General features: G+C 62.6%; 11 protein-coding genes and 1 pseudogene. 7 read left to right on the top strand and 5 right to left on the bottom strand.

Annotation, left to right across the window (positions count from 1 at the left end; all coding sequences use genetic code 11):
- Positions 1–69 precede the first annotated feature (69 nt).
- Both QNO18_RS11830 and QNO18_RS11825 read left to right on the top strand, forming a co-directional pair.
- Complete coding sequence (locus QNO18_RS11830; protein ID WP_283177816.1) at positions 70–474, top strand: DUF934 domain-containing protein; 405 nt, start codon at positions 70–72, stop codon at positions 472–474.
- Between the two features lie 106 nt (positions 475–580).
- Positions 581–1402: a ferredoxin--NADP reductase gene (locus tag QNO18_RS11825; RefSeq protein WP_283177815.1), complete on the top strand. Its 822-nt coding sequence runs from the start codon at positions 581–583 to the stop codon at positions 1400–1402.
- Between the two features lie 179 nt (positions 1403–1581).
- Here QNO18_RS11825 and QNO18_RS11820 read toward each other — a convergent pair whose 3' ends face one another.
- On the bottom strand, positions 1582–2259 hold the full coding sequence (locus QNO18_RS11820) for a hypothetical protein (protein ID WP_283177814.1): 678 nt from the start codon (positions 2257–2259) through the stop codon (positions 1582–1584).
- A 324-nt stretch (positions 2260–2583) separates the two neighbouring features.
- Between QNO18_RS11820 and infC the strand changes: the two genes are divergently transcribed.
- Positions 2584–3123, top strand: coding sequence for a translation initiation factor IF-3 (gene infC / locus QNO18_RS11815; RefSeq protein ID WP_198836417.1), 540 nt, complete (start codon positions 2584–2586; stop codon positions 3121–3123).
- A 263-nt stretch (positions 3124–3386) separates the two neighbouring features.
- Positions 3387–6428, top strand: a pseudogene (locus QNO18_RS11810) (valine--tRNA ligase).
- 199 nt (positions 6429–6627) lie between these two features.
- On the opposite strand, the gene QNO18_RS11805 reads toward QNO18_RS11810, so the two are convergent.
- From QNO18_RS11805 to QNO18_RS11795, 3 genes are read right to left on the bottom strand one after another with little or no spacing between them, the layout of a single operon-like run.
- A complete protein-coding gene (locus QNO18_RS11805; protein ID WP_283177813.1) occupies positions 6628–6858 on the bottom strand; it encodes a hypothetical protein in 231 nt (76 codons plus the stop codon).
- 53 nt (positions 6859–6911) lie between these two features.
- Entirely contained in the window at positions 6912–7928 is a 1017-nt protein-coding gene (locus QNO18_RS11800; protein ID WP_283177812.1) for a ComEC/Rec2 family competence protein, read from the bottom strand.
- A complete protein-coding gene (locus tag QNO18_RS11795) occupies positions 7856–8851 on the bottom strand; it encodes a ComEC/Rec2 family competence protein (protein ID WP_283177811.1) in 996 nt (331 codons plus the stop codon). The genes QNO18_RS11800 and QNO18_RS11795 overlap by 73 nt, the downstream gene beginning before the upstream one ends.
- Positions 8852–9035: 184 nt before the next feature.
- On the opposite strand from QNO18_RS11795, the gene gltX reads away from it, so the two are divergent.
- From gltX to QNO18_RS11780, 3 genes are all read left to right on the top strand, one after another.
- Positions 9036–10439: a glutamate--tRNA ligase gene (gene gltX / locus QNO18_RS11790; RefSeq protein WP_283177810.1), complete on the top strand. Its 1404-nt coding sequence runs from the start codon at positions 9036–9038 to the stop codon at positions 10437–10439.
- A 106-nt stretch (positions 10440–10545) separates the two neighbouring features.
- Positions 10546–11835, top strand: a complete 1290-nt coding sequence (locus tag QNO18_RS11785; RefSeq protein WP_283177809.1) for a citrate synthase — start codon at positions 10546–10548, stop codon at positions 11833–11835.
- A 264-nt stretch (positions 11836–12099) separates the two neighbouring features.
- Entirely contained in the window at positions 12100–12822 is a 723-nt protein-coding gene (locus QNO18_RS11780; protein ID WP_283177808.1) for a heparan-alpha-glucosaminide N-acetyltransferase, read from the top strand.
- Here the strand turns inward: QNO18_RS11780 and QNO18_RS11775 are convergent.
- Positions 12762–13787 carry a DUF2235 domain-containing protein gene (locus QNO18_RS11775; protein WP_283177807.1) on the bottom strand — a complete coding sequence of 342 codons (1026 nt, stop codon included), beginning with the start codon at positions 13785–13787 and terminating at the stop codon, positions 12762–12764. The genes QNO18_RS11780 and QNO18_RS11775 overlap by 61 nt on opposite strands.
- Between the last annotated feature and the right edge of the window lie 79 nt (positions 13788–13866).

The following is a 13866-nucleotide window of genomic DNA, read 5'->3' as shown; positions in this document are numbered from 1 at the left end:
GAAATCGGTCCGGTTCCTGTACAGGAACCGGGCTCCCTGCCCGACCGACAGCAAAAAGAGGACTGAGACATGAGCATTATTGTCACCGATGCCGGTTTCTCCCCGGCCCCCGCCCGCGAGATCCCGGCTTTGGCCGAGCTGACCGCGACCGACATCGCCGTCGATCTGTCGAATACCGACAGTCCCGAGGCACTGATCCCATATCTTGACCGGCTCACCCTGATCCGGGTCGCCTTCCCGGCCTTTTCGGATGGCCGCGCCTTTACCATCGCGCGCAGGCTCCGGATGCTCGGCTACAAAGGGCAGCTGCTTGCACTCGGGCCTGTTATCTCCGATCAATATGCAATGTGCCGCCGGGTCGGCTTTGACGGGGTCGAGATCCCGGATGAGCTCGCTCAACGCCAGCCGGAAGAGCAATGGAAATTCCGCGCCAACTGGATGGCGCATGATTACCAGGGCCGCCTGCGCGCCTGATCCATTGGCCACGCGAAGATATGCCACAGCGAGGCCCGGTTTACCCCGGCCCCGCCTGTGCCTTAAATGAGACCGCGCCCGGATGGCGCCCGAGACGGAGCCCGAGATGACCGAGACCGCCGCAACCACTGAGCGCCCGGCAAAACCGCATCTGCCCGATGCCCAGACCGTCACCTCGGTCAGACACTGGACCGACCGGCTGTTTTCCTTCCGCGTCGCGCGGCCGCAATCGCTGCGGTTCCGTTCGGGCGAGTTTGTGATGATCGGGCTGATGGGCGAAAATGGCAAACCGCTTTTGCGCGCCTATTCCATCGCCTCGCCCGCCTGGGATGAAGAGCTGGAATTCTACTCGATCAAAGTGCCCGATGGCCCGCTGACCTCGAAACTGCAGCATGTGAAGCCGGGCGATCAGATCATCCTGCGCCCGAAACCCGTCGGCACCCTGGTCCATGACGCGCTGCTTCCGGGCAAGCGGCTCTGGTTCCTTGCCACCGGCACCGGTTTCGCGCCTTTTGCCTCGCTGCTGCGCGAGCCGGAGACCTGGGAGAAATATGACCAGGTCATCATGATGCATACCTGCCGCGAGAATGCCGAGCTGGAGTATGGCCGCGCGCTGATCGAGGGGCTGAAGGAGGACCCGCTGATCGGCGAGCTGATCGGCGACAAGCTCCTTTATTATCCGACCACCACCCGCGAAGAGTCGCCAAATATGGGCCGGATCACCGATAACCTCGCCTCGGGCAAGGTCTTCGAGGATCTCGGCCTGCCGAAGATCAACCCGGAAGAAGACCGCGCCATGGTCTGTGGCTCGCTCGCATTCAACGTCGATGTGAAGGCGACGCTGGAGAGCTTCGGGCTTGAGGAGGGTGCCAATTCCGACCCGAAGCAATTCGTGGTCGAGAAGGCTTTTGTGGGCGACGGGATCTGACACCTCAGACAGGTTAAGACGCAAAGGCCGCAGGGATCCCACCTTGCGGCCTTCTGCCTATCTGATCTCTGTCTCCGCTCTGAGCCCGGGCCTGCCAAATAAAAAAAACGGCTGCAGGATCGTCCCTGCAGCCGTTTTCCTGTTTCACACCTCCGGCCTGGACCGGCAGGGCCCTGCAATCACAGGCCGAGTGCGGTCCGGACCTGAGCCAGCACGCTTGCCACCAGAGCCGGGTTCGCTTTCGCGCTTTCGACTGCGGTTTTCAGAATACCCTTGCTCGCCGCATCCAGCGAGGACGCGTCGATCAGTGCATTCACCTTATCCGCATCGAAATTGGCCGGATCGAGTGCGGCATTCGCATCCGATGCCGGAGCAGCGGTGCCTTCGGGTGCGGCGGCGCCTTCCACGGCGGTTTCGGTTGTGGTGGTGGCGGATTCGACCGCTTCCGACACAGCTTCACCGGCCGAGGTTGCAGCATTGCCAGCGGCTTCTGCAGCATTTCCAACAGCGGTTGCGGCACCATCAACGGCCTCGCCCGCAGCAGTGGCGGCCGATTCCGCCGCGCCGGCGACAGCCGCACCGGCCTCGCCTGCCGCTTCGGTTGCAGCATTCCCGAGATCGGTGGCGGCTTCTTCGGTTGCAGCAGCAGTGGCAGCTGCGGCAGCAGCCGCCTCTTCTTCTGCTTTCTTCGCAGCTTCCTCAGCGAGCTTTGCATCTTCTGCGGCCTTGGCCGCAGCTTCGGCTTTCACCTTCTCTGCCGCTGCGGCTTGTTCCTGGGCCGGCTTATAGCTGAACTGGTAGTAGCCACCCGCCGCCAGCAGGACGACGATGGCGCCGATGATTACGCTTCTGTTCATGATGAATCTCCCATTGCCGGAAAACAGCCCGGATTGCCCGGATATGGCAGGATCTGCCCGAATTGAAAAGTCTCAGCCCCGAACGCCAGTCAAAAAGGGAAGAATCCCGCTCAGCCCTGGGATCAGCGAATTTGCGCCCAACCGCCCGATCACGACCACCGCTCCGGACAACCGCAGCGTCTCGGAGCCCACAAAGCCGCAATCACGGCAGTTCTTTCTCAGGACAGCCCGCCGCCCCTGAATTCCCTGCTCCCGGGCGCTTGAAAGCCAGCGCCTTCGGGAGTAAGTTCGCGACCGGTTTTCACCTCAGAAGGAAATACTACCATAGGACGCAGACCCCATAACGCCCCGCCGCAACGTGAGACCGGCCCGCGCGTAAACGATCGTATCCGCGCGCCCGAAATCCGTCTGATCGGCGCAGATGGCGAAAATGTCGGTGTTGTCACTCCGGCGCGTGCCATGGCGCTGGCGGAAGAGGCCGGGCTCGACCTGGTCGAGATCTCGCCGAATGCCGTGCCGCCGGTCTGTAAGATCATGGATTTCGGCAAGTTCAAATACGAGACGCAAAAGCGCGAAGCCGAAGCCCGCAAGAAACAGAAGATCATCGAGATCAAGGAAATCAAGTTCCGTCCCGGTACGGATGAGCATGATTACCAGGTCAAGATGCGCTCGGTGCTGAAATTCCTTGAAGAGGGCGACAAGGTAAAGGTCACCCTGCGCTTCCGGGGACGCGAAATGGCGCACCAGCAGCTTGGGCTTGAGCTTTTGAACCGCGTGTCGGCTGATGTCGGCGATGCCGGCAAAGTCGAGAGCATGCCAAAGCTTGAAGGCCGCCAGATGGTGATGATGATCGGGCCGAGATAACCGGCGCCTGATATCCTGATATGTAAAAGCCCCGCTTTGGCGGGGTTTTGCATATCCGGGAAGCCGATCCCCTTCCAATCTCTCCGGCCTCATCTCCCGCGCCTGATCGCACAAAAGACGGCGCTGCCCCGTCTTTGTACCGGACACCCCCAAAGGCATCCGCAGTCAGCCAGAGATGGCCCGATCAGGTGTTAAGCAGCACCCTGCCCCTTTCCCTTGCGCTTTGCATTGGCTAAATCCCCTGCAGCAAAAGGGGACGCGCGATGGCAATGGAAAAGACCTTCAACGCTCAGGAAGCCGAAGCCCGGATCATGGATCTGTGGATCGACCAGAAGGTCGGCCGCGCCGGAGCCAATGCCAAACCCGGAAAGCCTGCCTTTTCCGTCGTCATCCCGCCGCCGAATGTCACCGGCAGCCTGCATATGGGCCACGCCTTCAACAACACCTTGCAGGATGTGCTGGTGCGCTGGCACCGGATGCGCGGCTTTGACACGCTCTGGCAGCCCGGCACCGACCATGCCGGCATCGCAACCCAGATGGTGGTCGAGCGGGAACTGGCAAAGACCAACCGCCGGCGCTCGGATTTTTCGCGCCCGGAGTTTCTGGGTCTCGTCTGGGAGCAGAAGAAGAAGTCGCGCAGCAATATCATTGGCCAGCTGATGCGCCTTGGCGCCACCTGCGACTGGGACCGCGAGGCCTTTACCATGTCCGGCGCGCCCGGCGCGCCGAGGGCGAGGACGGCAATTTTCATGATGCCGTGATCAAGGTCTTTGTCGATCTTTACAACAAGGGCCTGATCTATCGCGGCAAGCGGCTGGTGAACTGGGATCCCCATTTCGAAACCGCGATCTCTGATCTCGAAGTCGAGCAGACCGAGGTCGACGGCCATATGTGGCATTTCAAATATCCGCTCGCCGGCGGCGAGACCTATCTTTACGAGGAGAAGGACGAAGACGGGAACGTCACCTTCTCGGAAACCCGCGACTATATCTCGATTGCGACCACCCGGCCCGAGACGATGCTCGGCGATGGCGCGGTTGCGGTGCATCCCTCTGACAGCCGCTATGCTCCGATTGTCGGCAAGCTGTGCGAGATCCCGGTTGGTCCGCGCGCGCAGCGCCGTCTGGTGCCGATCATCACCGATATGTACCCGGATCCCACATTCGGCTCGGGCGCGGTGAAGATCACCGGCGCGCATGATTTCAACGATTACGGCGTCGCGCAGCGCAACGGCATCCCGCTTTACCGGCTGATGGATACCCGCGCGCGGATGCGCGAGGACGGGCTGCCCTATGAGGAAAGCTGCGCGAACGCCAAAGCGATCCTCGATGGCGCGAGCTATACCGAGGCCGATGTCGACCGCATCAACCTGGTGCCCGACCATCTGCGCGGCCTCGACCGCTATGAGGCGCGCAAGCTGGTGGTGGCCGAGATCAATGACGAAGGTCTCGCCGTCACAAAGCTGGTGAAGTCGATCGACAAAGAGACCAATGCCGAGCATCTGGAACGGGTGGCGGTGGTCGAGAATAAAAAGATCATGCAGCCCTTCGGTGACCGCTCGAAAGTGGTGATCGAGCCGATGCTGACCGATCAGTGGTTCGTTGAGACCTCGAAAATCGTCGGCCCGGCGCTGGATGCCGTGCGCAATGGCGAGACCACGATCCTGCCCGAGCGCGATGCGAAAGTGTATTTCCACTGGCTGGAAAATATCGAACCCTGGTGCATCTCGCGTCAGCTCTGGTGGGGGCATCAGATCCCGGTCTGGTATGGTCTTGACCTGCGCCCGGCGGGGTTCAAGGACGATCAGGGCGACAATGCGCTGGATGAGGTGGAGCTGTTCCGCTTCCTCTTTGACGGCGGGTTCAACGCCCAGGATCCGGTCTATTTCTGCGCCCCCTCAATTGAAGAGGTGACAGGCCAGTTCCAGGACGCGCTGGCGCCGCTGCCGATACCCTTGAACCATGCCCGCATCATCGAGGTCGAAAACCGCGAGGCCGCCGAGGCTGCTTTGTCGGCGGCGCTGGCGGAATACAACCTGAGCCAGGACCCGACAAAGCTGGTCTATCCGGTCTGGCGCGATGCCGATGTGCTGGACACCTGGTTCTCCTCGGGGCTCTGGCCGATCGGGACGCTGGGCTGGCCCGAGCAGACGCCGGAACTCGCGCGCTATTTCCCGACGAGCGTCCTGGTCACCGGCTTTGACATCATCTTCTTCTGGGTCGCCCGGATGATGATGATGCAACTGGCCGTGGTCGATCAGGTGCCGTTCAAAACCGTTTATGTTCATGCCCTTGTCCGCGACGAGAAGGGCAAGAAGATGTCGAAGTCGCTGGGCAATGTGCTGGATCCGCTGGATCTGATCGCCGATTACGGCGCCGATGCGGTGCGCTTCACCCTGGCTGCAATGGCGGCGATGGGGCGCGATCTGAAGCTCTCGAAGGACCGCATCGCGGGCTATCGCAATTTCGGCACCAAGCTCTGGAATGCCTGCCGCTTCGCCGAGATGAACGGTGTCTGGGAAGGTCATGCGACCAAGGCAGAGCCGCCGGTTGCGACCGCCACCGCCAATAAATGGATCATCGGCGAGACTGCGAAAGCGCTGGCCGAAGTTGATCTCGCGCTGGCCGAGTTCCGCTTTGATCAGGCGGCAGACGCGCTTTATAAATTCGTCTGGGGCAAGGTCTGCGACTGGTATGTCGAATTCGCAAAACCGCTCTTTGACGGTGACGCCGCCGTGGAGACCCGCGCGACCATGGCCTGGGTGCTTGACCAGTGCATGATCCTCTTGCATCCGTTCACGCCTTTCATCACCGAAGAGCTCTGGGCAACGACCGGCACGCGCGAAAAGCTGCTCATTCATACCGACTGGCCGGAATATCGCCCGGCGCGAGATCGACCATGTGCCGGCGGGGCTGAAAATCGACATCGTCGCGACCGAACTTGCCGGTGCGGCGCGTGAAGCCTGGAGCCGCAATGAGGCGCTGATCCGCCGCATGGCACGGATCGAGGGTTTCAGCGAGGGATCTGCGCCGAAAGGCTCGATCCTGGTGGCCGCGAGCGGCGCCGGTTTCGCCATCCCGCTGGAAGGGCTGATCGACATTGCCGAAGAAAAGGCGCGACTGACCAAGACGCTGGAGAAGCTCGGGAAAGAGATCGGCGGGCTGAAGGGGCGGCTCGATAACCCGAAATTCGCAGCCTCCGCGCCGGAAGAGGTGGTGGATGAGGCCCGCGCCAATCTGGAAGCACGCGAGGATGAGCGCGCCAAGGTCGAGACTGCGCTGAAGCGGCTGTCCGAACTGGCCTGACCTCAGCTATTTCAGCAATGCGCGCGCCTGAAAACAGGCGCGCGCTTTAGGTTTAGCACAAGCCGCCGGTGCCGCGCAGGTCAATATGATGGCTAAAGCATAGGACCAGCCGCACCTCAGGCAAAGCGGAGAAACTTGTCTTTCCTGCTGCACGCCATGCGCCGGTCCGCCCGCAGGCATATCCCGACAGCGCTGCCCCTTAGGGCGATACGCCTTGCCGGAACATGCGGTCAAGCCGATCCATCCCTTCCACGCCGTGAGAACTGGTTTCCTCCGACCCCGAGGACCAGATCCTGTCACGGGCAGAGAATGTGGCCTCGATCTGCGCGCCTCGCCTCCGCAGCGCAATCGCACCAGTCCAGGCCAGCAGATGCTGGTCGATCAGCGGGCAATCGGGCGGTGGGTGTTCCGCCCGCGCGTTGAGGATCACGAGGTCAAAGCCGGCGCAGGCCGCCGCGAGCTGTGAAAGCCCGGCCTTACCGCTTAACGCGACGCCCTTTCGCCCAGAAAACTCAAAGGTCTTCGCGTCACGGGCGCCGGTGAAGCCCGGGCGCAGCGCGGCGGCTTTTTGCGGCGCCAGATCACCATCGCTTTCCAGCCAGTTGCTTGCCGAAAAGCCGCCACCTGTGGCCGTCGACAGCGCCCTGCCCTCGGCCCCATCAGCCCCACCAGCCGCCCGTCAGCGGAGATCAGCAGCCCCGGCCGGTCCGCCAGCGGCCAGAGCGCGATGCCGAACGCGATCAGCCCGACCCCGGCAAGCCGCGCCCTTCCCGGCCAGGCGATCAGCCAGAGCCCGCCCCAGCTGATCACCGGCAGCGCCAGCCAATGTGGCGCCGGGATCGCTGTCACTGAGCCTTCCAGCCCGGCAACCCAGGCGGCAACCCAGAGGATCCATTCCGAGGCCTTGCCCATGAGCCAGAGCGGCAGAGCCTCCAGCCCGACCGGCGCCAGCAGGAAGGCCAGAACCCCCATCGGCATGATGGCGACGCCCATGGCCGGTGCGGTCAGGATATTGGCCATGAGCCCGTAATCGGCAAAGCGGTTGAAATGCGCCGCCGCATAGGGCGCGGTGGCGAAACCGCCGATCACCGAGCTCATGACCACTGTGATCAGCACAATCTGCCAGCGGGCAAGGCGGCCCCGTTGCAACCAGCGATCCATCACCTGAAACCCGGCAATCAGCGAGATGGTCGCCGCCATCGACATCTGGAAACCGGGCGCGAGCAGACTTTCGGGTTTCAGCGCCAGAAGTCCCGCGCCGGCAATCGCGGCACTGCGGATCGTCATCGCCCTGCGGTTCATCAAAATCGCCATAAGCATCACCAGGGTCATGACAAAGGCACGCTCGGTCGCGACATTGGCGCCGGAGAGCTGCAGATAGAACCAGGCGACGAAGATCGAGACCAGGGCCGCGAGCTTCTTCGCGTTCACCCGCAGCGCGAGCCAGGGGAAACAGGCGATCCCCCCCGCAACAGCGCGAAAACAAAGGCCGTCAGGCAAACGAGGTTCATCCCCGAAATCGCAAGGATATGCGCCAGCGAGGAATCGCGCAGATCCTCGACCGTCTTCTGGCTGATGCCCGACCGGTCGCCGGTCATCGCGCCCGCGGCAAAGGCCCCCGCTTCACCAGGAATTTGGGCGCGGATGCCACTGGAAAACCAGGCGCGGAGCCGGCCGATCCATTCCTCTCCGTCGCGCGGCGGCTCCAGCAGCAGGACCGGGGTCTGGCTGTAGCCAACCGCGCCGAGCCCCTGGAAAAACGCCATGCGGCGGAAGGCAAAGCCGCCGGGCTCTGCCGCATCCTGAGGGGCCGAAAGATGCCCGGTCAGGATCACCGTTTCGCCGGCGGCGGGGCTATGGCCATAGTCATTTCCGTGCAGCGCAACCCTTACGCGATCCGGCACCCGCGCGGGATCGGTGCGCTCGAGCACAACCTGGTCCAGCGTGATCCTGACCGCATCCGAGGCGGATGTGTCGATCTCGACCACCCGCCCCTCGACCGGGCCGTAATAGCGGAAATCAAGCATTGGGGCCGCGATCAGATGAGCGCGCAGCCCCGCCACGATCAGGCCCAGAGACAACGCCAGCACGGCGGCTCCGATGCTGCGAAAAGGAAAGGGCGCAAGCTGGGCCGCGACCGCCGCCAGAACCGCCAGAATGGCAAGCCCGCCATAGACCAGCGCTCCCGGCTCGGTATCCAGAGCGAACCACAGCCCGATACCGCTGCCAAAAAGCATCACCGCCAGCGGCAGAAGATGCCCGCGCGCGTCCTCCAGTACGATCAGCGGCCCGATCAGCGCCCGGATCAGCCCCCGGCAGCATCTGGCGAGGTGCCGCCAGAGCTGACCTGGCAACCCAGCCGGATGATCCGCCCCGCCGGACACCACCTCGCCTGCGCCTGTGGCGGCAATGCTGTCAGCCACCTTGCCCTTCCCCCTCGACCGCGCATAAATGCAGCGCAACTGCGCCTGACTTTGCCGCAGTCACCGATCTTCCTCCGGGAAAGCAGTCAACCGCTCCCCGACCCGCCAGAAATGCCCGCCATATAACAGCCAGCCAGCGCGGCGATCTTCCTCCGCTATGGTTTCCGAAAGGTTAACACCCGCCATGTCCACCCCCGTCGTCACCCGTTTCGCGCCTTCGCCGACCGGCTATCTCCATATCGGCGGCGCGCGCACGGCGCTGTTCAACTGGCTTTACGCGCGCGGGCGGCGCGGCAGGTTCCTCCTCAGGATCGAGGATACCGACCGGGAACGGTCGACCCCCGAGGCAACGGCGGCGATCCTGCAGGGGCTGACCTGGCTCGGCCTTGACTGGGATGGCGATGTGGTCAGCCAGTTCGAACAGAAAGATCGCCATGCCGAGGTCGCGCGCGAGATGCTGGCGCGCGGCACGGCCTATAAATGCTTCTCGACGCCCGAAGAAATCGCCGCCTTCAAAGAGGCGGAAAAGGCGCGCGGCGTGAGCTATCCGGTGTTCGTCTCGCCCTGGCGCGATGCCGATCCGGCCAGTTTCCCCGATGCGCCCTATGCCATCCGTATGAAGGCACCGCGCGACGGCGAGACCGTGATCCGCGATCAGGTTCAGGGGGATGTGGTGATCCGAAATGACACGCTCGACGACATGATCGTGTTACGCTCGGACGCTACGCCGACCTATATGCTGGCGGTGGTGGTGGATGATCATGATATGGGCGTGACCCATGTGATCCGGGGGGATGACCACCTCGTCAATGCTGCACGTCAGCAGATGGTCTATGACGCGATGGGCTGGGCAGTGCCGGTCTGGTCGCATATCCCGCTGATCCACGGGCCGGATGGCAAAAAGCTCTCGAAACGCCATGGCGCGACCGGGCTCGAGGAATATCAGGCCATGGGCTACCCGGCCTCTGGCATGCGCAATTACCTGACCCGGCTGGGCTGGGCCAATGGCGACATGGAGATTTTCACCAGCCAGGAAGCGATGGAGGTTTTCGATCTGAAAGGCATCGGAAAAGCCCCGGCGCGGCTGGATTTTAAGAAACTGGAAAACACCTGCGGCCATCATATCGCGATGGAGGAGGATGCCGCACTGCTGCATGAAATTGAGGCATATCTGGCGGCGGCGGGGAAGCCTGCATTGACGCAGACCCAGTCTGAGCTGCTGCACAAAGCGATGTACTGCGTGAAAGACCGCGCGAAGACTTTCCCGGAACTTATTGAAAAGGCGCATTTTGTGATGGTATCGCGCCCGATCGTTCCTGATGAGAAAGCCGCGGCCAGCCTTGATGCGGTATCCCGTGGTATACTGAATTCATTGACGCCGCAGCTGCAAAATGCTAGCTGGACGAAGGAAGCGCTTGAGACCATGCTCAACGCGGTGGCGGCTGAAAACGGCATCGGATTCGGCAAGCTTGCTGCACCGCTGCGGGCTGCACTGGCGGGGCGGGCCGCGACGCCTTCAGTCTTTGACATGATGCTGGTCATCGGTCGCGACGAAACTATCGCCAGGCTCTCGGACGCCGCAGTCTGATCTGCGACGGCCCCCGGGCCAGGTGTACGCTCCGCAAGGAGCAGGGAAGAAGCCACGAAACCGCCGCGCTTACGCGGGCGGTTTGCCACACGGGGAACCTGGGAAAATGTCTGACAGAAAAGCGACACTGACGCTCGACGGCAAGGAGTTCGACCTGCCGGTTATGAAACCGGTGCTTGGCCCCGACGTGCTGGATATCCGCAAGCTCTATGGGCAGGCTGATGTCTTTACCTATGACCCCGGCTTCACCTCGACCGCATCCTGCGAAAGCGCGATCACCTATATCGACGGCGATCTGGGCGAGCTTCTGTATCGCGGCTATCCGATTGAACAGCTGGCCGAGAAATCCAGCCATCTCGAGACCTGTTTCCTGCTGATGTATGGCGAGCTGCCGACCGCGGCGCAGCTGGCCGACTTCAATACCCGCGTGACCCGTCACACGATGGTTCACGAGCAAATGATGAATTTTTTCCGTGGCTTCCGCCGCGATGCTCATCCGATGGCGACCATGGTGGGTGTGGTTGGCGCGATGTCCGCCTTCTATCATGACAGCCTTGATATCACCGATGAATGGCACCGCGAGGTCGCCTCGATCCGGATGATCGCAAAGCTGCCGACCATTGCGGCGATGGCCTATAAATATTCGGTCGGCCAGCCCTTCGTCTATCCGAAGAACTCGCTCAGCTATGCCGGCAATTTCCTGCATATGTGCTTCTCGGTTCCGGCCGAGGATTATGTCGTTAATCCGGTCCTCGAAAAGGCCATGGACCGCATCATGATGCTCCATGCCGATCACGAGCAGAACGCCTCGACCTCGACCGTGCGTCTGGCCGGCTCTTCGGGCGCCAACCCCTTTGCCTGTATCGCGGCCGGCATCGCCTGCCTCTGGGGGCCGGCACATGGCGGCGCCAACCAGGCCTGTCTCGAGATGCTGAAAGAAATCGGCACCGTCGAGCGGATCCCGGAATTCATCGCCAAGGCGAAAGACAAGAATTCCGGCTTCCGGCTGATGGGCTTTGGCCACCGGGTCTATAAGAACTTCGACCCGCGGGCCAAGGTGATGAAGGAATCGGCGGACGAGGTGCTCGAGCTGCTGGGCGTCCATAACAACCCGCTGCTGCAGGTCGCGAAAGAGCTGGAGCGCATCGCGCTGGAAGACGAATATTTCGTCTCGAAGAAACTCTATCCGAATGTCGATTTTTATTCAGGCATCATCCTCGAAGCGATGGGCTTCCCGACCTCGATGTTCACCCCGATCTTCGCGATCTCGCGCACGGTCGGCTGGATCTCGCAATGGAAAGAGATGATCTCCGACCCGACCGGCAAGATCGGCCGTCCGCGCCAGCTCTATGTCGGCCCGCAGAAACGCGACTATACCGAGCTGCGGTCGCGCTGATCGGTCAACACGTTGCGGAAAGGCGGCTCCTGTGCGGGCCGCCTTTTGCATTGGCCAATGTAGACAGAAGGGGGGCCAGCCCCCTCGGCTCTGCCGAGCCTCTCCCCCGGGATATTTATGGACAGATGAAATGGCCCTCGTCTTTGGCTTTTCATCTGTCCTCAAATATCCCCGCCGGAGGCATCCCGCCAAAGGCGGGACAGGCCCTTGCCGGTCAGCGGATTTGGCGTCAGGTAAGAGGAGCGCTGCAAGAAAGCCAAATCCGTGCCGCAAAGACTGATCCTGATCGACCTCGCCCGCAGCCTTGCGCTTTTATGCATGGTTATATTTCATTTCACCTGGGATCTGGGCATGTTCGGCCTGATCCCGCCCGGCACCGCCTTTACCGGCTTTTTCTGGTATTTCGCGCGTCTTACTGCCGGGAGTTTCATTTTCCTTGCCGGTGTCGGGCTTTACATGTCGCATGCGCCGGCGATCCGCTGGCCTGCCTTCTTCCGCCGTCTTGTAAAGATCGGCGCAGCGGCGGCTCTGGTTTCGGTCGCGAGTTATTTCGCGATGCCGGAGGTCTGGATCTTTTACGGCATCCTGCATTCCATCGCGGTTTCCTCAATCCTCGGACTGTTTTTCCTGCGCCTGCCAGCGGTCGCCCTGCTTGCCATCGCGGCCCTGGTCTTTGCCCTGCCCTGGTATTGGTCGCATCCGGCACTCGGCGGAGTGCTGGTCTGGACGGGGCTCTCCGGCGAGGTACCCGTCACCGCCGATTTCGAGCCGCTGTTTCCCTGGTTCGCGCCCTTCCTCGCCGGTATGGCCACGGCGCGGATATTCGGGGATCTGAATCTGTGGCAGCGGCTGTCCCTGCCGCCCTCGCGGGTGCTGAACTGGCTGGCCTGGCCTGGCCGCCATTCGCTCGCGATCTATCTGATCCATCAGCCCTTGCTGATCGGAGCGCTGGCCTCACTGGTCTGGCTGATCTCGGTCGCCAGCTGATCCCCCGCCCCTTGCCGCGCCAGATGCCAGCGCAGCCGTTCCGTCTCCGGCACGCTTTCATGCAGCCGCTCGCTGGGATCGCGCCCGATCACACGTCGCCTGCGATAGAGAAAGGCTGCGCCAAGGCCGCGCCAGGTGCCGACCATCGGCGCGGCGGGGTCACAGGGAAACCGCTTGCGCCAGCCCTCTGGCAACTCTAGCCCCGCCTGGGCCGCGCGGTCCAGCATCCAGACCAGCGGGATATTCGACAAAGGCCGCGCTGCGGCAAAAGCCCCCAGATGGCCGCCGATATCGCCATGTGCGCCGCGAAACCAGACCTGTTCGATATGGGTGCCACCGCCCGGATTGCTTTGCCAGAGCACCGGTTCAAAAACCACGCGTGTCTCGTCCAGCGCCAGCGCCTGGAGCGCGAAATCCAGGTCCTCTACCGGATGCGGGTCGTGGAAGGCATAGCGCCCCTCGGTCAGCATCCACAAAAGCGGAAAGCGCAGGCCAAGCGCCTTGACCGTCTCCCAGACGCCGATCATCCGGATCGGCGCCCGCGCATGGCAGGAGGCCTGACGGAAGGCCTTGAGACCGTCGTCATTGCCGCGCCGCTGATACCAGCGCCAGGCGAGGTGCAGATTGCGCTCGGTCGCTGCCTCATGACGCAAAAGCCCCACTTTCGCGATCACCCCGGCCAGGCTGCGCACTGCGAATGCGCCGCGCGAATAGCCGAAGAGGAAGATCCGGTCGCCCTCGCGGTAATGGCTGGCGAGATGACCATAGGCGCGCAGGATCTGTTCCTCGAGCCCCCGCCCCTCGATGACATCCATGATGCGCTTCCAGCCGCGCCAGGGAATACCCTCATCATAATAAAGCGACCGACCCGCCTGGGACTTGCCGGTCGAGAGGAGCAGAAAGACCCTTCCGGCATTGGTGCGTTCGCCCTGGCGCAGCGAGGCCATGGTGCCGTCAAGGATCACCACATGATCCACCCGGCGCCGCGCAAAGCCCGGGGCCGCGGGGCTCGCAGGCTCCACCTCGGCGCGCGGGCGCGGCCGG

It is taken from the genome of Gemmobacter sp. 24YEA27 (assembly GCF_030052995.1).
Taxonomy (GTDB): domain Bacteria; phylum Pseudomonadota; class Alphaproteobacteria; order Rhodobacterales; family Rhodobacteraceae; genus Pseudogemmobacter.
This window is presented reverse-complemented; position numbering and strand designations above follow the sequence as displayed.

What these genes read in the sequence shown, in the direction of transcription:
- QNO18_RS11820 (WP_283177814.1), bottom strand. Translation starts at nt 2,259, where the DNA reads ATGAACAGAAGCGTAATCATCGGCGCCATCGTCGTCCTGCTGGCGGCG.
- gltX (WP_283177810.1), top strand. Translation starts at nt 9,036, where the DNA reads ATGTCCACCCCCGTCGTCACCCGTTTCGCGCCTTCGCCGACCGGCTAT.
- QNO18_RS11830 (WP_283177816.1), top strand. Translation starts at nt 70, where the DNA reads ATGAGCATTATTGTCACCGATGCCGGTTTCTCCCCGGCCCCCGCCCGC.
- QNO18_RS11785 (WP_283177809.1), top strand. Translation starts at nt 10,546, where the DNA reads ATGTCTGACAGAAAAGCGACACTGACGCTCGACGGCAAGGAGTTCGAC.
- QNO18_RS11825 (WP_283177815.1), top strand. Translation starts at nt 581, where the DNA reads ATGACCGAGACCGCCGCAACCACTGAGCGCCCGGCAAAACCGCATCTG.